General features: G+C 68.1%; 17 protein-coding genes. 6 read left to right on the top strand and 11 right to left on the bottom strand.

The genetic code is table 11. The features are described 5' to 3' along the window. Positions 1-100 precede the first annotated feature (100 nt). Positions 101-766, top strand: coding sequence for a heme-binding beta-barrel domain-containing protein (locus BJL86_RS03910; RefSeq protein ID WP_067476575.1), 666 nt, complete (start codon positions 101-103; stop codon positions 764-766). A 73-nt stretch (positions 767-839) separates the two neighbouring features. Next, the gene (pabB, locus tag BJL86_RS03905) at positions 840-2354 is read left to right on the top strand and encodes an aminodeoxychorismate synthase component I (RefSeq protein WP_075844827.1); all 1515 of its coding nucleotides are present in this window, start codon (positions 840-842) and stop codon (positions 2352-2354) included. Here pabB and BJL86_RS03900 read toward each other — a convergent pair. Next, complete coding sequence (locus BJL86_RS03900) at positions 2351-3337, bottom strand: aminodeoxychorismate lyase (protein ID WP_082908388.1); 987 nt, start codon at positions 3335-3337, stop codon at positions 2351-2353. The two genes, pabB and BJL86_RS03900, sit on opposite strands and share 4 nt — an antisense overlap. A 28-nt stretch (positions 3338-3365) precedes the next feature. Here BJL86_RS03900 and ygfZ point away from each other — a divergent pair, with 28 nt between their 5' ends. Both ygfZ and BJL86_RS03890 read left to right on the top strand, forming a co-directional pair. Next, positions 3366-4484, top strand: a complete 1119-nt coding sequence (gene ygfZ / locus BJL86_RS03895; RefSeq protein ID WP_231887147.1) for a CAF17-like 4Fe-4S cluster assembly/insertion protein YgfZ — start codon at positions 3366-3368, stop codon at positions 4482-4484. Between the two features lie 196 nt (positions 4485-4680). After that, positions 4681-4863: a DUF3073 domain-containing protein gene (locus BJL86_RS03890; protein ID WP_067472706.1), complete on the top strand. Its 183-nt coding sequence runs from the start codon at positions 4681-4683 to the stop codon at positions 4861-4863. A gap of 135 nt (positions 4864-4998) precedes the next feature. On the opposite strand, the gene purM is transcribed toward BJL86_RS03890, so the two are convergent. The 8 genes from purM to BJL86_RS03850 all read right to left on the bottom strand — a co-directional run bounded on the left by purM (position 4999) and on the right by BJL86_RS03850 (position 13928). Beyond that, positions 4999-6075 carry a phosphoribosylformylglycinamidine cyclo-ligase gene (purM, locus tag BJL86_RS03885; protein WP_067472705.1) on the bottom strand — a complete coding sequence of 359 codons (1077 nt, stop codon included), beginning with the start codon at positions 6073-6075 and terminating at the stop codon, positions 4999-5001. Positions 6076-6265: 190 nt separating this feature from the next. Then, on the bottom strand, positions 6266-7792 hold the full coding sequence (gene purF / locus BJL86_RS03880) for an amidophosphoribosyltransferase (RefSeq protein ID WP_067472702.1): 1527 nt from the start codon (positions 7790-7792) through the stop codon (positions 6266-6268). A gap of 208 nt (positions 7793-8000) precedes the next feature. Then, positions 8001-8426, bottom strand: coding sequence for a sterol carrier family protein (locus BJL86_RS03875; RefSeq protein ID WP_067472701.1), 426 nt, complete (start codon positions 8424-8426; stop codon positions 8001-8003). 28 nt (positions 8427-8454) lie between these two features. Further along, positions 8455-10782, bottom strand: a complete 2328-nt coding sequence (gene purL, locus BJL86_RS03870) for a phosphoribosylformylglycinamidine synthase subunit PurL (RefSeq protein ID WP_067472700.1) — start codon at positions 10780-10782, stop codon at positions 8455-8457. Positions 10783-10810: 28 nt separating this feature from the next. Then, entirely contained in the window at positions 10811-12082 is a 1272-nt protein-coding gene (locus BJL86_RS03865; protein WP_067472697.1) for a saccharopine dehydrogenase family protein, read from the bottom strand. A 39-nt stretch (positions 12083-12121) separates the two neighbouring features. Next, positions 12122-12799, bottom strand: coding sequence for a phosphoribosylformylglycinamidine synthase subunit PurQ (gene purQ, locus BJL86_RS03860; protein ID WP_067472694.1), 678 nt, complete (start codon positions 12797-12799; stop codon positions 12122-12124). Continuing rightward, positions 12796-13047 (bottom strand): phosphoribosylformylglycinamidine synthase subunit PurS, encoded by a 252-nt coding sequence (gene purS / locus BJL86_RS03855; RefSeq protein ID WP_067472693.1) that lies wholly within the window; start codon positions 13045-13047, stop codon positions 12796-12798. Before purS ends, purQ begins: the two co-directional genes overlap by 4 nt. Positions 13048-13139: 92 nt before the next feature. Beyond that, positions 13140-13928 carry a DUF2334 domain-containing protein gene (locus BJL86_RS03850; RefSeq protein WP_067472692.1) on the bottom strand — a complete coding sequence of 263 codons (789 nt, stop codon included), beginning with the start codon at positions 13926-13928 and terminating at the stop codon, positions 13140-13142. Positions 13929-14131: 203 nt separating this feature from the next. On the opposite strand from BJL86_RS03850, the gene BJL86_RS03845 reads away from it, so the two are divergent. Together BJL86_RS03845 and BJL86_RS03840 are read left to right on the top strand one after the other, a co-directional pair. Beyond that, positions 14132-14374, top strand: a complete 243-nt coding sequence (locus BJL86_RS03845; RefSeq protein ID WP_067472691.1) for a helix-turn-helix transcriptional regulator — start codon at positions 14132-14134, stop codon at positions 14372-14374. 9 nt (positions 14375-14383) lie between these two features. Then, entirely contained in the window at positions 14384-14932 is a 549-nt protein-coding gene (locus BJL86_RS03840; RefSeq protein WP_067472689.1) for a hypothetical protein, read from the top strand. 48 nt (positions 14933-14980) lie between these two features. Here BJL86_RS03840 and BJL86_RS03835 read toward each other — a convergent pair whose 3' ends face one another. Then, positions 14981-17233, bottom strand: a complete 2253-nt coding sequence (locus tag BJL86_RS03835; RefSeq protein WP_231887146.1) for a S9 family peptidase — start codon at positions 17231-17233, stop codon at positions 14981-14983. Between the two features lie 9 nt (positions 17234-17242). Next, positions 17243-18169: a phosphoribosylaminoimidazolesuccinocarboxamide synthase gene (locus BJL86_RS03830; protein WP_067472686.1), complete on the bottom strand. Its 927-nt coding sequence runs from the start codon at positions 18167-18169 to the stop codon at positions 17243-17245. Between the last annotated feature and the right edge of the window lie 45 nt (positions 18170-18214).

Raw genomic sequence — 18214 nt, 5'->3', positions numbered from 1 at the left:
TTTCGAGATTCTGCTGGTCGTCGCGGTCGTGGTGATCACCCTCATGTCCGCGTACATTCTCTACCGCTTCCTGCACGACGAGTCCTAGAGGATTTCGCGAGTGACTACGAGCGATAACACTCCCCCCGAACAGCCGAACCGCCCCAAGAAGGTCGGCGCCTCCGGCAATGCCGCCGTCGAGGCGGCAGTCGAACGCGCGCAGACAACGGGCGAGCGCAACATCGTGCCGTTCGGCGAGCTTCCCATCGCCGAGGACACGGCGAACCTGCGCCACGGCCCCGATCTGCACCCGGGGCTGCTCGCGCTGCTCCCCCTCGTCGGCGTCTGGGAAGGCGAGGGCGAGGCGGACACGGCGCAGCACGGCGAGCACCGCTTCGGCCAGCAGATCATCGTCTCCCACGACGGCGAGAACTACCTCTCCTGGTCCTCGCGCAGCTGGAAGCTCGATGACGAGGGCAATGCGGACATCCCCGCCTACCGCGAGACTGGCTTCTGGCGGATCTCCGAGACCGACGAGATCGAGTTCCTCATCGTCCACGCCTCGGGCGTGATCGAGGCGTACTACGGCCAGCCGCTGAGCCAGTCCTCGTGGAAGGTCACCACCGACGCGACGATGTCGACGCCGACCGGCCCGCAGCTCGGCGGCGCCGTTCGGCTGTACGGAATCGTCGAAAATGGCGACCTCGGCTGGGTCGAGGAGCGCGTGCACCCCGAGAAGGGGCAGATCCCCTCGCTCTCGGCTCGCCTCCAGCGCGTCGCCGGCTGAGTCGGCGATAGGTTCGGGAGCGGAACTGAATCCTCGCGGCGCGTCCACCTGCTGGTGGGCGCGCCGTCTTTTCGTGCCCGCCGAGTCCCGCGATGTGGCCGCGCGCCTCTTCCCGGCGCTGTTCGGCGACACCCGCGACTCTTTCTGGCTCGACAGCTCGCGCCCGGATCCGCGTCTCGGCAGACTGAGCATCCTCGGCACCGCCGACGGCCCAATGGGCAACGTCTTCTGGCATCACGTCGCGGATACGGCGTCGCCCTCGCCGGCACCGGAGGGGTTCTACCCCGAATTGCGATGTCGACTGGCCGAAACCGCCCGTCCCATCTATTCCCATGACGGCGGAGGCGCTCACCCCGCCCTGCCCGGAGGCTTCTCCCCGGGCCTCGTTTGTGCGCTCGGATATGGGCTCGGCATGGACGGCCGCGGCCAGGGCGCGGGAGCGGGCGGCGAGCCCCCTCCGCCGCGGCACCCGGCGCAGCCGCAGCAGCCCGACGCGCTTCCGGACGCGATGCTCGCGGTGCCATCGCGACTCGTCATCATCGACCAGTTCACCGGCGAGGTCGCGCTCCTCTCCGCCGGCGACGAGTCCGCGCAGCCCGAATCCCTTGCGCGTGCCTGGCTCGACGACGCAGCCCGCATCGTAGCCGAGCTCGCGCGTGGCAAAGGGGAGCCCGGCGGCGACGGGAACGGCGGCGACGGGAACGGCGACTACGAACCGGAGGCAGATCGGGCAGAGCGGTCGACGGGCGAGTTCGTCCTCGACGCGTCGCGGGCCGAGTACCTCGAGGCTATTGCCCGCTGTCAGGACGCGATAGGGCTGGGAGAGGCCTACGAGATCTGCCTGACGAATACGGCGCGGGGACCGAGAATCGAAGATCCGCTTGGCGCGTATCAGCGCCTCCGGCGTCATACACCCGCTCCATTCGGCGCGTACCTGCGCTTCGGGGACACTGCCCTGCTCTGCGCCTCACCCGAGAGATTCCTGCGCGTCGACCCCTGCGGGGCGATGGAGACGAGGCCGATCAAGGGTACACGCCCGCGTGGCGCCGACGCCGACTCAGACCGTGCGCTGCATGAGGACCTGGCCAGCAATGACAAGGACCGCGCCGAGAACCTCATGATCGTCGACCTGTTGCGCAACGACCTCGGCCGGGTGAGCGCGCTCGGCAGCGTCGGTGTGCCGCAGCTGTGCGAGGTCGAATCGTTCTCGCACGTGCATCAGCTCGTGAGCACGATCACCGGACGGCTCGAGCCGGGCCGCGACCTCGTCGACGCGATCGCCGCGACGTTTCCCGGCGGCTCGATGACCGGCGCCCCCAAGCGTCGCGCGATGGACCTGTGCGCGCGGATCGAACCGCGCGCCCGCGGGCTGTACTCCGGGGCGCTCGGATGGCTCGCGCCGGACGGTTCGGCGGATCTCGCGATCACGATCCGGACCGCGGTGACCGGCCCACGGGGAACCTCGATCGGGGTGGGCGGCGCCATTCTCGCCCCCTCGGATCCCGAGGCCGAATGGGCCGAAACGCTCGTCAAACTACGGCCGGTACTCGACGCGCTCGGCGCGCGACTCGCCGAAGATCGGACCTAGCCGGGCCAGTTCTCCACGCCCACGGCCTCGGCGACGAGCGCGCCCACATCGATCCCCGCATCGCGGCCGCCGATCTCGTGGGAGTCGATACGCACCACGCGCGCGGCAAGTGTGATCGACGAGATGAACCACACCGAATCCGCGACGAGCAGGTCCGAGAGCAGCAGATGCTCGCGGCGCAGCGGGATCCCGCGACGCTGCGCGGCCTCGCCGAGCGCGCCGAGCGTGGTCCCCTCGAGAATGCCGATCTCCTGCGGCGGGCTGAGTAGGGCCCCGTCGCGCACTGCGACGATCGTCGAGCGCGGTCCCTCGAGCACCTCGCCCTCCGAGGACAGAAAGAGCACGTCGCCGAAGCCGTCGGCCGCCGCATGCCGCAGCGCGGCCATGTTCGTCGCATATGACAGAGTCTTCGCGCCGAGCAGTTGCCACGGCGCGTTCGCGGCGAGATCCACCGAGAAACCGCGCTGTTGCACCTGCACCGCGATCCCCTCCCTGCGCACCTTCGCCACATGGGTACCGATCGCTGCGACCGTGATGTACGCCGTCGCGTCATCCGCGCGGCCTGCGGCGTGCTCGGCGCCGCGCGTGAGCACCAGGCGGAGCAGTGCGTCTGGCGCGGACACGGTATCGCCACCATGGATGCGCACCCACTCGGCTTCCGCCGCCTCGATCCCCGCGGTCCACTCTTGTTCGCCGGGGGGATCTATCTCGAGCATCCGCGCCGACCGCGAGATCCGGGCGAGGTGACGCAGTGGCTTGAGCGCGCGCCCGCGGTGCAGCAGCAGCGAGTCGAAGCAGCCGTCCCCGCGCACCGCGCCGAGATCGTCCGCGAGAAGCAGCGGGGCATCGGGGTCGACGACCTTCGGCGTCGCCAGGCCGGGCCCGGCCACGTGCAACACGACCCGGCTCGCGTTCGCCTCCACCGGCGAGGACACCTCTCCTGCGTCTCGGGCCTCACCCGGCCCGCCTGGAAAATTCGTCATGCCCTCCACGGTACGTAGTATCGAAAGGGTGAGTACTACCGGCGACGCATCGACACCACCCGCTCCATCCGAAATCGCCCCCTCTCTCGGCCATCCGGGGGCGGTCGCCGACCCCGACGGCACCACCGCCGGACATTTCGGCGATCCCTTCGCCGAGCAGCGCGCCGCGGAAACCGGTTCCGCGCTGGTCGACCGCAGTGACAGGGAGTTCGTAGTCCTCACCGGCCCGGAGCGGCTCACGTGGCTGGAGGGGTTCATCAGCCAGCACGTCACCGAACTCGCCGAGGGCGAGTCGACGCGCTCGCTCATCCTCGATGCCAATGGCCGCGTCGAGCACAGCTTCGGCATCTACGCCACCGCCGATTCCCTCGTCCTCGACACGGCGGCGGGCCGCGCGCAGTCGCTGTTCGAATTTCTCGACAAGATGGTGTTCTGGTCCGAGGTGACCCCGCGCATAGCGTCCGAACTGGCCCTACTCACCGTTGTGGGGCCCTCGGCCGCAAGCGTCCTCGATTCGCTGGATGACGTCGCCGCTCCCGCCCCTACCGACTGGCTCATCGCGCGTCGGGCGCGGCACGGCTCCGCCGGACATACCGGCGAGGACGTCATCGTCGACCGGGCACAGCTCGGGCGGGCCTGGACCGCCTTGGCCGAAGCGTGCTCCGCCGTCATGGGTCGGTGGGGTTTCGACGCGCTGCGCGTGATGGAGCTCGTCCCGGACGAGACAGACCTCGACGAGAAGACGATCCCGCACGAGGTTCCGGCGTGGATCGGAGACGTCGCCTCAGGCGGCGCGGTGCATCTCGACAAGGGGTGCTACCGCGGGCAGGAAACCGTATCTCGGGTGCACAACCTCGGTCGCGCGCCACGTGCGCTCGTGCGGCTGCTCCTCGACGGCAGCGAGGACGAACTGCCCGGCGCCGGCGCCGAGGTCAAGGCCGGCTCGCGCACCGTCGGTCGACTCGGAACCGCCGTTCACCACCACGAGCTCGGTCCGGTGGCGCTCGCTCTCGTCAAGCGCAACGTGGGCGCCGATGTGGCGCTCACCGTCTCGGATGGGGCCGCCTCAATCGACCCGGATTCGCTTCCCGACGACTCCGGCCCGCAGGCCGGAAGAGACGCGATCAAGCGCCTCCGAGAAGGCTGATCGCGGGCATACGACTTTCTTATAACCGGCGGTTGCCCCTGTAAAAACCCTGTGTGCTGCAGATTGCACCACGAAGGGGAGGTCGTCGGGACTTTCCGCGCCTTATTGGCTATCCTTGGAGCCAGGCAAATACATACACACATGCGATGGGCACCCCCGAGGTGGCCCAGCACCAGGTTCCGAGGGGGTCAGGCTAATGGGCCGAGGCCGCGCTAAAGCGAAGCAGACAAAGGTCGCACGCGAGCTCAAGTACAACACGCCGAGCACCGATTTCGAGCAACTCCAACGTGAACTAGCAGGCCAGAAGCCGAGTCATGGTGGCCATGACGACGGCGACGACTGGGCGGACGACTACGACGACGGTTACGACCGGCGCTGATCGCCCCCCCAGCCTCAAGATTCACCGCGCAAGCATTCACCCCGGTAGCACGTGACTACCGGGGTGAATGTTTGTCGATTTCTCCGGGCCCGGCGAGTTCTCCAGGCCCCCTCGGGCCGCCCGCCCGCGCCCCGATCAGAACGTCGAGTGCGAGCCGAACACGTCGACGAGCTGATCCGGCGCGTCGTGCGCAGCCTTCTCGACCGTGCCCATCACGAAGTTCTTCATGTGGCGGGCGGTGAGGATCGCCTGCGCGCGGTCCACGTCCTCGGGAGCCACGACGGCGACCATGCCCACGCCCATATTGAAGGTGCGTTCCATCTCGGCCTCGGCGACCTTGCCGTGGTGCTGCACGACGCGGAACACCGAGGGCACCTGCCAGCTCGCGCGGTCGATCTTCGCGTTGAGTCCCCGCGGGATGACCCGGCCGAGGTTCTCGGCGAGCCCGCCGCCGGTGACGTGGCAGAACACGCGCACATCGGTTTCGGCGATCAGCGAGAGGCAGTCGAGTGCATAGATGCGGGTCGGCTCGAGCAGCTCCTCGCCGAGCGAGCGGCCGAACTCCTCGACATGCCCCTCCAGCGGGAGGCGGGCGAGGTCGAGGAGCACGTGCCGGGCGAGCGAGTAACCGTTCGAGTGCATACCCGAGGCCTCCATGCCGATGAGCACGTCGCCGGGGCGCACCGACTCGGCAGACAGCACCTCGTCCGCCTCGACGACGCCGACGCCCGTGCCCGAAATGTCGTACTCCCCCGGCGCCATGACGCCCGGGTGCTCCGCGGTCTCGCCGCCGAGTAGGGCGCAGCCGGCGCGCACACAGCCCTCGGCGATGCCCTCGACGATCTGCGCGACATGCTCGGGAACGACTTTCCCGATCGCGATGTAGTCCTGCAGGAACAGCGGCTCGGCGCCGCACACGACGAGATCGTCGACGACCATCGCGACGAGGTCGATGCCAACGGTGTTGTGGATGTCCATCGCCTGCGCGACCGCGATCTTCGTGCCGACGCCGTCCGTGGACGAGGCGAGCAGCGGCTGCCGGTAGTTGTTCTTGAGCTGGAAGAGCCCAGCGAAGCCGCCGAGCCCGCCGGTCACCTCCGGCCGGGTCGCGCGCTTGGCGTGCGGGGCGAACAGCTCGACCGCCCGCTCGCCTGCGTCGATGTCCACTCCGGCCGCGGCGTACGAGGCGCCAGTGCTGGGCTGGTCGGTCATGATTGCGATCAGTTCCTTGCGTAGTCGGTCCCGGCGGCCGGCGCCGGCGCGGTCTCGCGGTTGACGTGCTTGTCTTCATCCGGCCGGTTCATTCTCGGCCCGTTCAATCTATCGCCACCTCGGTGGCCGAGTCACACTCGCCCTCATCCCGTTCGGCGCCGAACAACACCGAAGAATGACGGCGGAGAACCTAGGCCCGCGCAGGGGCCACGTTCTCCTGTGTCGACACCGGGTCCGCCGGCGTCCCACACACCTTGCCCCTGTGGAAGCGAGCATCATTGAGCTCGATCGGGTAGACCCCGTCGAAGCACGCCGCGCACAGACTTTCGCTCGGCTGCTCGGTCGCCTCGATCATCCCCTCGGGCGAGATGTAACCGAGGGAATCGGCGCCGATAGCCCGTCGCACGGCCTCGAGAATCTCGGTGTCTCCCTCCGCGCCATTGGCGATGAGCTCCGCCGGCGAGGCGAAATCGATCCCGTAGAAGCAGGGCCAGCGCACCGGCGGCGACGCGATACGCACGTGCACCTCTTTCGCCCCGGCCTCGTGGAGCATCCGGATGAGAGCGCGCTGGGTGTTGCCGCGGACGATGGAATCGTCGACGACGACGAGGCGCTTGCCGCGGATCACCTCGCGAAGAGGGTTGAGCTTGAGCCGGATACCGAGCTGCCGAATAGTCTGCGACGGCTGAATGAAGGTGCGGCCGACGTAGGCGTTCTTCATCAGGCCCTGCGCGAATGGGATACCCGATTCCTGCGCGTAGCCGACTGCGGCGGGAGTTCCCGATTCGGGCACGGGGATCACGAGGTCGCCGTCGGCGGGGAACTCGCGGGCGAGCCGCCGTCCGATCTCCTGGCGCGCCGAGTGCACGAGCCGATCCGACAACACCGAGTCCGGCCGGGCGAGGTAGACGTATTCGAAGACGCAGCGCTTCGGCGTCGGCTGGGAGAAGCGGCGCGAGCGAACGCCGTTCTCGTCGATCGCGATGAGCTCGCCCGGTTCGATCTCGCGCACGTACGCGGCGCCGACGATATCGAGCGCGGAGGTCTCCGAGGCCACGACCCAGCCCCGCTCGAGGCGACCGAGCACCAGTGGCCGCACCCCGTGCGGGTCGCGGGCGGCGTACAGGGTGCGCTCGTCGGAGAAGGTCAGCGAGAACGCGCCCTTGACGTCCGGGAGTAGCTGCGCCGCTGCCTCCTCCACCGAGAGATCTGCGGCGAGGTGCGCGAGAAGGGTGGAGATGATGTCCGAATCGGAATGGGTTCCGCCACGCTGATAGCCGCTGATCCCCAGCTCCGTCGCCCGATCGGTGAGCGCATCGGTGTTGGTGAGGTTGCCGTTGTGCCCCAGCGCGAGCACCGAGCCCGCGGACGTCGTCCGGAACATCGGCTGCGCGTTCTCCCACGCGGTCGAGCCGGTGGTCGAGTAGCGGCAGTGGGCAACGGCCACATGGCCTTCCATCGCCTCGAGGGTTTGTTCGTCGAATACCTGGCTCACGAGCCCGAGGTCCTTGTAGACGAGCACCTGCTCGCCGTCGCCGACCGCGATGCCGGCGGCTTCCTGGCCACGGTGCTGAAGTGCATAAAGCCCGTAGTAGGACATCTTCGCGACATCCTCGCCCGGCGCCCACACGCCGAATACGCCGCACTCCTCGACTGGGCCGATGCGTTCGGTGTCTATCGGCAGTCCGACCGGTCCCACTGACGTCGGATCCGGCATCCCGAGCTGTACGGAACTGCCACCGCGGTGCGCGGATGCCCGGGCGGGTGTCGAATGGATTGGCGACCGGCTTGGCTTAGCCACGTGGGGCTCTCCAATCAGAGCTGTTGAGGTCGTGTCGAACTCAGGTACTCGTGTTGCTGCTGGTGGGCGCACGCACGTGGCGGCGCACCGCAGTAACACTCTACGTTCACCCGCCCGCAATTGGCTATTTGGCAGGACGCACCACAGGTAGCGCGACGGCGATGTCGCCCGCCCGGATTCCGGAGAGCTTGAGCCACCCCGCGTCCTCGGCCTCGGTCCAACTGACCTCGCCGGTTGCGAGAAGCAGCCACGTGCCCGCATCGGTTTCGACGACGTTCGGCGGCGTGCCGCGCGTGTGACGCGGCCCTTCCACACATTGCACTGCCCCGAAAGGGGGGACGCGCACCTCGACGGAGCGGCCGGGCAGGTCCCCCTCCAGCAGCGACAACGTTCCCCGCACCGCCGCGGCGACCACCGCTCGGTGTGGTCCGACCTTCTCGTCCCCGAGCGGGGAGTTCTGACGTCGGGCACGGGCGATATCGCCCAGCCAGTCGCCGGCCGCGGCGACCGAGGCCGTGACCTCGGCTGCGGTGGGCGCCTTACGCGGCATCTCGCTCCCCCTCTCTGGGCAGAACGGGCTAGGCCTCGTCCGGGTTCGCGCCGGCTTCGGCGACGACGGCGGCCACCTGCGAACCGAAGTAGGCCGGGAGGGTGCCCTCCCACGCCTCAGAGAGCTCATCGAGGCTCGCGGTGAATAGCCCCTGCACCTCGAATTCCCCGGAGTCGGCGTCGGTCACCCCGATCCGCGCGTGGGGCAGGCGCTGCGCCGACAGCATCTGCTGGAAGCGCGGCTCCTCCCCGCGGGGTACGGACACGACGATCCGCCCCGCGGACTCGGAGAACAGCCACACGAACGGGTCTGCGCCGTCCGGCAGCACGACACGCACGCCACACTCCCCGGCGATCGCGGCCTCGACGAGCGACTGCGCCAGCCCGCCCTCGGACACGTCGTGTGCGGACGTGACGAGGCCATCGCGTGAGCACGCCGACATCACGCGGGCGAGCGTGGCCTCCCATTCGAGGTCCACCTCGGGCGGAGTCCCGCCGAGATGATCGTGGGCGACCTGTGCCCAGATCGAGCCGTCGAACTCGTCGCGCACATCGCCGATCACGTAGATCAACTCACCGGGTGTATCGCCGAAGGCCGTGGGATTGCGGCGTGCGACGTCATCCAGCACTCCCAGTACACCGACCACCGGGGTCGGCAGGATCGCCTGGTTGCCGGTCTGGTTGTAGAACGAGACGTTGCCGCCCGTGACCGGTATGCCGAGCTGCGCGCAGCCGTCGGCGAGCCCGTGCACGGCCTCGCTGAACTGCCACATGACCGCCGGGTCCTCGGGCGAACCGAAGTTCAGGCAATTGGTGACGGCGATGGGCGTCGCCCCCGTGACCGCAACGTTGCGGTAGGCCTCGGCCAGCGCCAGCTGGGCGCCGCGATACGGGTCCAACTTGGTGTAGCGCCCCGAGGTGTCGGTGGAGATCGCGACGCCGCGGCCCGTCTGCTCGTCGATGCGGATGACGCCGCCGTCGGCGTATTCCGCGGCGATCGTGTTGCCGCGCACGTAGCGGTCGTACTGCTCGGTGATAAAGCGTCGCGAGCACAATGCGGGCGAGGCGAGCATCTTCAGCAGGGTCGCGCGCAGTTCTTCGCCCGTCGACGGGCGGGTCAGGTTCGCGGCGGTGTCCGCCTGGAGCTCGTCCTGCCATTCGGGGCGCGCCAGTGGCCGGTCATAGACGGGACCTTCGAGCGCCACGGTCTTCGGCGGCACGTCGACCACGGTCTCGCCCTTGTGCTCGATAACGAGGTGCTCGGAGTCGGTGACCTCGCCGATGTCGGTCGCGAGCACGTCCCATTTGCGGCAGACCTCGTAGAACGCATCGACGTTCTCGGGGCTCACCACGGCGCACATGCGCTCCTGCGACTCCGAGGACAGGATCTCCGCCGCAGTCATGTTCTCGGCGCGGAGCGCGACGTTGTCGAGCACGATGTGCATGCCGCCGTCGCCCGCCGCGGCGAGCTCGCTCGTCGCACACGACAGACCGGCGCCGCCGAGGTCCTGGATCCCGACGACGAGGTCCTCGCGGTACAGGTCGAGGCAGCACTCGATGAGCACCTTCTCCGCGAACGGGTCGCCCACCTGCACGCTCGGGAGTTTGCGGGGTCCGCCGTCATTCGAATCGAAGGTTTCCGAGGCGAGCACGGACACGCCACCGATGCCGTCGAGGCCGGTGCGCGCGCCGAACAGGATGATCCGGTTGCCGGTGCCGGAGGCGAACGCGAGGTGCAGGTCCTCCTCGCGCAGCGCACCCACGCACAGCGCGTTGACGAGCGGGTTGCCCTGGTACGAGGGGTCGAACACAGTCTCGCCGCCGATGTTCGGCAGGCCGAGGGAGTTGCCGTAGCCGCCGACGCCGGCGACGACGCCGCCGACCACGCGCTGGGTGTCCGGGTGGTCGATCGCGCCGAAGCGCAGCTGGTCCATAACCGCCACGGGCCGCGCGCCCATCGCCATGATGTCGCGGACGATCCCGCCGACGCCGGTCGCGGCGCCCTGGTACGGCTCGATGTAGCTCGGGTGATTATGGGATTCGACCTTGAAGGTCACGGCCCAGCCGTCGCCGATCGACACCACGCCGGCGTTCTCGCCGATGCCCGCGAGCAGCTTCGTGCGCATCGCGTCGGTGGTGGTCTGCCCGAAGTAGCGCAGGTGCGCCTTCGAGGACTTATACGAACAATGTTCCGACCACATAACCGAGTACATCGCGAGCTCGGCCTCGGTCGGCCGGCGGCCGAGAATGTCGCGGATTCGCTGGTACTCGTCTTCGGCCAGGCCGAGTTCGGCCCAAGGCTGATCGAGTTCCGGAGTGGCTGCGGCATGGGAGGTGGTATCGATCGTGTCGCTCACGATTAACCAGCCTAGCCGCCTTCCGCATTTACTCTTGCAGGACCTCGAACCTCAGGCCCCCTGCCTGGACTCTCTCGAGCAGGCGCTCCCCCATCGCGTAGGCGGGAGTGAGCTGACCGGAGTGCGTGGGGTTGTCGTCGAACGCGAGGCACATCGCGGCCTCCGCGAGCATCATGGAGGTCTCCGAATAGCCCGGGTCCCCGCCGGATACACGTGTGACGACGGTGCGTCCGCCTCCCTTGGCGAGGAACGTCACGTCGAACGAGGACCTGGCGCGCCTCAGCACGTCGGGCCCCTCAGAGCCGAACAGGGCACGCTTGCGCGCCTGATCGCTCGGCCCCGAGTGGTGGTGCACCCCGGTCCGGATCGGGCGGTGTTCCCGGAACCATTCGCGGGAGCGGTCGAGGAGTCCGACGAGCATCGGGATCTGCGAGGCGGCGAAGATGCTCGCCACGCCGGCCATTCCGGTCGCCACTGTCGCGAAGTGGTCGACCGCGGCGAAATGCGAGTACGAGAAATCGGGACCGTACTGGTCCATGGACGATGCCGATCGCACGACCACACGTGGATCCATCGCGGGTAGCGGCACGAGCCAGCGACGCAGCGAATCGTCGTAGTGCGGCAACCCGCGCACGTAGCGCACCCGCCTGCCGAGTGGCGCTCCCTCGAGATGACGACGGCGTTCCGCGGATTCGCGCGCCTCTTTGGCGCGGCGGAACTGGCCGAAGGCGCTGTCGAGGGTGCCTCGAGAAAAGCGGGCGTCCACGCTGAGCGCGGCCGTGAGCCCCAGCGCCACCCCTTCGGGCACGTACTTCATCGTGTAGTAGACGCCTAGGTCGGCGGGGACTGATTCGAAACCGCATGCGTGCACGATGCGCGCGCCGCTGGCTTCGGCCAGGGCGTTCTGCTCCAGATAGACGCGATCGACGAACTCTGTCTCGGTGCACAGATCGACGTAGTCCGTGCCGTGTGCCGCGCACAGCGACACGAGCACGCCGCCGCGCTCGAGGTAGGGCCCGATGGTGGACGCGATCACCCGCGCGCGCGGGGCGATCTCCGCGACCTGCTTCGGGTCGACGACGTCGGCCACGAGAAGTTCGGGGGCGGCGGCTTTCGGCGCCGACCGTGCCAGCCGCTGCGCCGCGATCTCGAGTTCCGCGCGCTCACGCCCGACGATCGCCCAACGCGCCTCGCGCGGTAGGTGCCCGGACAGGTAGTCGGCGACAAGCCCGCCGGTAAACCCGGCGGCGCCGAACAGCACGATGTCGAAGTCCCTCTCGGCATTGCGTTGGCGCTGCATGTCCTCGACTACTCCCGAATCCCCGTGGTGGCGGCTCGACTATGCGCTGACGACGGCGTCGAGAGCAGACAGGAACAACCCGAGCCCGTCGTTGCTCGGACCCGTGAGCGGGTCGATAGCGTGCTCCGGGTGCGGCATGAGCCCCACGACGCGGCCGTTCTCGGAGGCGATGCCCGCGATATCTCCGGTCGACCCGTTCGGCGCGCCGGCAGCGTAGCGGAACACCACGCGACCGCTGTCCTCGAGCTCGGCGAGGGTGTCCGCGGTGGCGATGTAGCGCCCCTCTCCCGACTTCAACGGAACGAGGATCTCGGCGCCGGCCTCGAAGCGGTTCGTCCACGCTGTCGAGTTGTTCTCCACTCGCAACCATTCGTCGCGGCACACGAAATGCATCTTCTCGTTCCGGGCCAGCGCGCCGGGAAGCAGTCCCGCCTCGCAGAGGATCTGGAAGCCGTTGCAAATACCGAGTACGGGCATTCCGCCGCCCGCCGCCTCGACGACGGAACCCATGACGGGGGCCATCGAGGCAATCGCGCCGCAGCGCAGGTAGTCACCGTACGAGAATCCGCCGGGGACGATGACCGCGTCGACGCCCTTGAGGTCGGCGTCGGCGTGCCACAGCGATACCGGCTCGGCGCCCGAGTACCGCACTGCACGAGCGGCATCGTCATCGTCAAGCGTGCCGGGGAAGGTGATGACGCCGATCCGCGGGCTCACTGTGCGGCCTCCACCGAGGTGCGCACGACCTTCCAGTCCTCGATCACCGTGTTCGCGAGGAGGCTATCGGCGATTTTCTCCAGCTCGGTGTCGGAGACATCGTCCGATACCTCGAGCTCGAAGCGCTTGCCCTGCCGGACGTCGGAGACGCCCTCGTGACCGAGGCGCCCGAGCGCCCGGTGAATTGCCTGCCCTTGCGGGTCCAGGATCTCCTGCTTCGGCATGACTTCGACTACTACGCGGGCCATCGACACTCCTAGGGCGCTGCGGCGGCTTGAGGGCGAGAACATATCTAGCGCCAATCCTAACCGTTTCCCCGTCCAGCCCCCTTTCCGGGCAGCTAGGCGACGGTTCGCGGCCCGGCGGCAGCCACGCCCGCCGCGGTCTTTCCCGCGCCGCCGCGGACGTCCGATCCGCCCGCCGCGCGAGCCTGGCTCTCGTCCGACAGCGGCTGCCATGCGTAGCGGGTCGCGTGCCCGCCGTGTGCGTTGGTGACGACGTCGACGGCGTCGAACAGAGCCGACCGGGGATTATTCCGCTGCAGGTGCTTGGCCGCGATATTCACGCGTACGAGGCCACCCACCCCGGCGATCCGACCGGCGGCCGCGACCATCGCGCGGCACCACAGCGAGTCGGCCACGAAGCCCTCGCCGAGCGAAAGCATCCGGCCGCGCTCGAAGGTGCCTCGCTCGAGATCGTGGATCCCCGAAAGGTCCGCACACATCCGGAAGCCCACCTTCGGCAGCGCCTCCATGGCGCCCGGCGAGGCAACCCAGCGCGGCGGAGCGAACAGCGGCGTCGACAGCCCGAGACCGTCCATGAGACGGGCTGCGGCCGTGAGACGAACGTGCGCCTCGGAGCGGCCGATCGTCGCGAACTCGGCGCGGCGCCGCTTCGTCGCCGCCTCGTCGTATCCGCCGAGCACGATCGCATCGCCTGCGTCCTTACGCGCGCGAATCCACTCCTGGGTGTCCTTGTCATCAGCGAGCCGATACTTCTCGCCGCGGCGAGGCGAAACGAGAAGCGATACAGGGATCTCGCGGCGATCGAGTTCGGAAACGAGCTCGGAGCACTTGTCCAGGTGCTTATCGCGAATGCCGGACAACGAGACGATCAGACGTGCGCTCATGGCGATCAGTTTCTCAGGCGCAGTTTAAGGAGAAGTGACGTCGAGGTTGCCCCATGGCAAAAGCCTGCAGGCACAACCTCTTGCATCGACACAAATGTCGAGTGCACTTGACACAAAAAGTCAGGTTTGTTTGACTTCCAATGTCAAATAAAGTCGACACGAACGAGGTAGTGCCCACGTTCGCACCAACTTTCGGAGGTGGCATGGCCGCCAGCCCAGAAGCTCGCCCCGGCGCCGCCGCGAGCCCGATCCGGGATCGCCGCAAGGCCGGCAAACTCACGCAGGCCGAGCTCGGCGACGCCGTTGGCGCGTCCCGGCAGACGATCGTCGCCATCGAAAAGGGCGACTACTCCCCGAGCGTCTACCTCGCGCTGCGCATCGCCCGCGAGCTCGGCGCCACGGTCGAAGAACTGTTTCCCCTGGACGACGACTCCCCGAATTCGTAAGGAGCCACCATGAGCACTTCCACCTTCGTTTCCACCGCAGACACCATCTCGGGCCTGAACGACCCGTCGATGAGCGACGAGCGCGAAAGCGACATCGTCCTGCGGGGCACGGCGTTCGCCTACACGCTCTCGACCTTCGCCGCGCTCGTCGTCCCGATCGGACTCGCCCTCACGGGAACGGGTCTCTGGTCGATCGTCGCGTTCGCCGCGCTCATCATCCCGAGCCTGGCGCTCTCGCTGTATTGCCGCTCGGAGGGCCTGTCGATGGAGTTGCTCGCCGCACGCTCGACACGGCGCCGAAAGATCACCTTCTGGGCCACCACTATCGCCCTCATCGTGGGATTCTTCGCCGCACTGTCCTTCCACGCCGCCACAGGGCATCCGCTCATCGACGTCGGGAACGGTTTCGATTCCGGCGCGCCCGAACTGCACTTCGGCTTCCCATTCGGTCTCGTGGTCGGCGGGCTCATCGGGACGGCGGTCGCCATCTACTCCCTACGCCGAGGCCGGCGGCTCGCCGTACAGCGCGAACGGGAGCAGCGCCTCATCGAGGAGTAGAAGGCACGTCCGCCGTCATAGATGGTCCACTGGACCTACGCGGGCTGACTATTCGGTGATCCCCACCGTCCACAGCGTCCACGCCAACTCCAGCGCCGCCTGCTTCCACGCCTCGTAGCGTCCCGATACCCCGCCGTGTCCCGCGTCCATCTCGCACTGGAACAGCACCCCGCGGCCCGGCTCGTTCGCCGTCGGCGACAGCTCGCGAAGCTTCGCCACCCATTTTGCCGGCTCCACGTAGAGCACCCGGGTGTCGTTGAGCGAGGTGATCACCAGCATCGGCGGGTAGTCCTTGGCCTCGACATTGTCGTACGGCGCGTACGAGGCCATGTAGTCGTACACCTCGGGATCGGCGAGCGGATTGCCCCACTCGTCCCACTCGATCACCGTAAGCGGCAGCTCCGGCATGAGGATCGAGGTGAGCGGGTCGACGAACGGCACCGACGCGAGAATCCCGCCGAAGCGGTCCGGCGCCATGTTCGCCACCGCGCCCATGAGCAGGCCACCCGCGCTACCGCCCTCGGCAACCATCTGCCGCGGTGTCGTCAGCCCCTGCGCGATGAGATGATCGGCGCACGCGATGAAGTCCGTGAACGTGTTGCGCTTGTTGAGCAGCTTCCCGTCTTCGTACCAGGTGCGCCCCATCTCGCCGCCGCCGCGCACATGCGCGACCGCGTACACCATCCCACGGTCCATGAGCGAGAGCCGCCCGACCGAGAAGTACGGGTCCATGCTCGCCTCGTAGCTGCCGTACCCGTAGAGCAGGGTCGGCGCGGGCGAACCGGAGTCGACGCGGGCCGCCGTGTCTTTGCTCATGACGACGGAGAGCGGGATGTCCACCCCGTCGTCGGCCGTCGCCCACAGCCTGCGCTGGACATAGCCGGAGCGGTCGTACCCGCCCTGGACCTCCTGCTCGCGCAGCAGCGTGAGCTCGCCCGTGGCGACCGACATGTCGAACACGCGCCCCGGCGTCACGTACGAGCCATAACCCACGCGCAGCACCGGCGCGACGAACTCGCCGTTGCCTCCGAGCCCCGAGGTGAACACGTCCTCATCGAACTCGACAGGCGAGAACCCCTCCAGCTCCCCGGCGCGCGCCTGAGCGGCGGTCGTCGCGGGCTCGCCGTCGGCGACGATCCGCGCGACGGCGATCCTGCCGAGCGCGTTCTCGCGATAGCTCAGCACGACCGACGTCATGAATGCATCCACGCCTTCGACCCGAACATTGCCACGGTGCGGCACCAGCTCGGCCAGCGCGGACCAGTCCGACACGGGAGCCACGGGGCCGACGCCGACGCAGAAGTTCGGCGCCCCGTCGTTGTGTGTGATGAGGAGCTTGTCCTCCCCTCCCCACACCGCGTGCTCGACGTCGTACTCGACGCCGACCTCGCGGGGGCGCACGCACCAGAATTCGCCGGTCGGGTCCGCGGAGTCGAGAAGCCACGCCTCGGAGGTGATCTTCGAGCCGAGAACGATCTCGAGGTATTTCTCCGAGCGGGTCATGCCGAAGCCCACCCAATACGATTCATCGGGCTCGTGGAACACATTGACGTCGGCGGAGGTGTCGGTGCCGAGCTCGTGGCGCCACACGGTATCGGGGCGCCACGATTCGTCAACCGTCACGTAGAAGACGTAGCGGTCGTCCGGCGAGAAGGTCACGCCGGGCGCGATGCCCGCGATCTCGTCGGCCGGGGCGCTCGCGTTGTCGGTCAGCGCGCGAAAGCGCAGCGTGTACCTCTCGTCGCCGACGATGTCGATGGAATAGGCAAGCACGTTCTGGGCGAAGTTCGTTGCAAACGCGCCCAGCGAGAAGAACTCGTGCCCCTCGGCCTCGACGTTGCCGTCGAACAGCATCTGCTCACCGGGAAGCTCGACCCCGGGCGTCACTTCCGGAGGCACCCAGCCGGCGGGATCCAGCGGGGCATCGACGAACTCGTGCGCCACCGGCACGCGGCAATACTGACCGTAGGACTTGCCTTCGAATGTGCGCGAGAAATACCAGAAGTCGCCCGAACGCGAAGGGACGGACATGTCTGTCTCTTTGATGCGCGAGCGGATCTCCTCGTACACCGTGTCCCGCAACGGCTCCATCGGCGCCAGTTCCTGATCGGTGTAGGCGTTTTCCGCCTCCAGGTGGGCGCGGGTGTCCGAGGATTCCGGATCCCGCATCCACTCGTAGTCGTCGACGAAATCGCGGCCGTGGTGGGAGCGGGTAACGGGAACCTTTTTCGCCACGGGCGGCCGGAGACGGGCGGCGGATTCCGTCGGTTCGCTCGTCTGGGGATTTTCGGATTCGGTCACCATCGCCTCCTAGTTCTCTTCGCCCGCATCCGCGCCGAAAACACCAGCGTCGGCGCCCGGCCAGTCCGCGAACCGCAGACCCGAGATCTTCTCGTACGCCTCGATGTACCGGTCTCGTGTGCGCTCGGCGACCTCGGCGGGCAGCTCCGGCGGCGCCTGGTCGGATGCGCGGTCCCACCCCGAGTCCGGGCCGGTGAGCCAGTTGCGCACGATCTGCTTGTCGAAGCTCGGCTGCACCTCGCCCTCGTTCCAGGTGTCGGCGGGCCAATAGCGCGAGGAGTCGGGCGTGAGCACCTCATCCGCGAGCACGAGCGAGCCATCGGCTTCTACGCCGAATTCGAACTTCGTGTCGGCGAGGATGATCCCCTTCTCCCGCGCAAGGCCCGCCGCCCGAGAATAAATGTCGAGCGTCGCCGTGCGCAGCTGCTCAGCGAGGTCCTTGCCGACGATATCGGCGAGCTCCGCGAAGCTGATGTTCTCGTCGTGCTCGCCCTGCTCGGCTTTGGTCGCCGGGGTGAAGATCGGCTCGGGCAGCCGGCTCGCCTCCGTCAGCCCGCCGGGCAATTCGATGCCGCACACCGTTCCCCTGTCGCGATACTCGACCAGGCCGGATCCGGTGAGGTACCCGCGCGCCACACATTCCGCGGAGGCCATATCGAGCTTGCGTACAACCATCGAACGGCCGAGGACCTCGGCGGGGATCCGCTCATCGTCGGCCGGGCCCGCGAGGTGGTTGGGTACACCCAGCGCGTCGAAGAAAAAGAAGCTCATCGCCGTCAATACGCGACCTTTGTCGGGGATCGGCGAGGGCAGGATATGGTCGTAAGCCGAAATCCGGTCAGTCGCGACCAGAAGCAGGGTATCCGCATCGATTTCGTAGAGTTCGCGGACCTTGCCGCCGCCGAGGTGTCGATAGTCAGTCAGTTGCGCACGCATGCCGACCAGCCTACGTCTTCTATCCGGCCCGCCCGCGCACGGCGG

The sequence above is a fragment of the Dietzia timorensis genome (genome assembly GCF_001659785.1).
In the GTDB taxonomy this organism is placed as follows: Bacteria; Actinomycetota; Actinomycetes; order Mycobacteriales; family Mycobacteriaceae; genus Dietzia; species Dietzia timorensis.
Note: the sequence above shows the minus strand (reverse complement) of the source record. Positions and strands in the feature narration are given on the sequence as shown.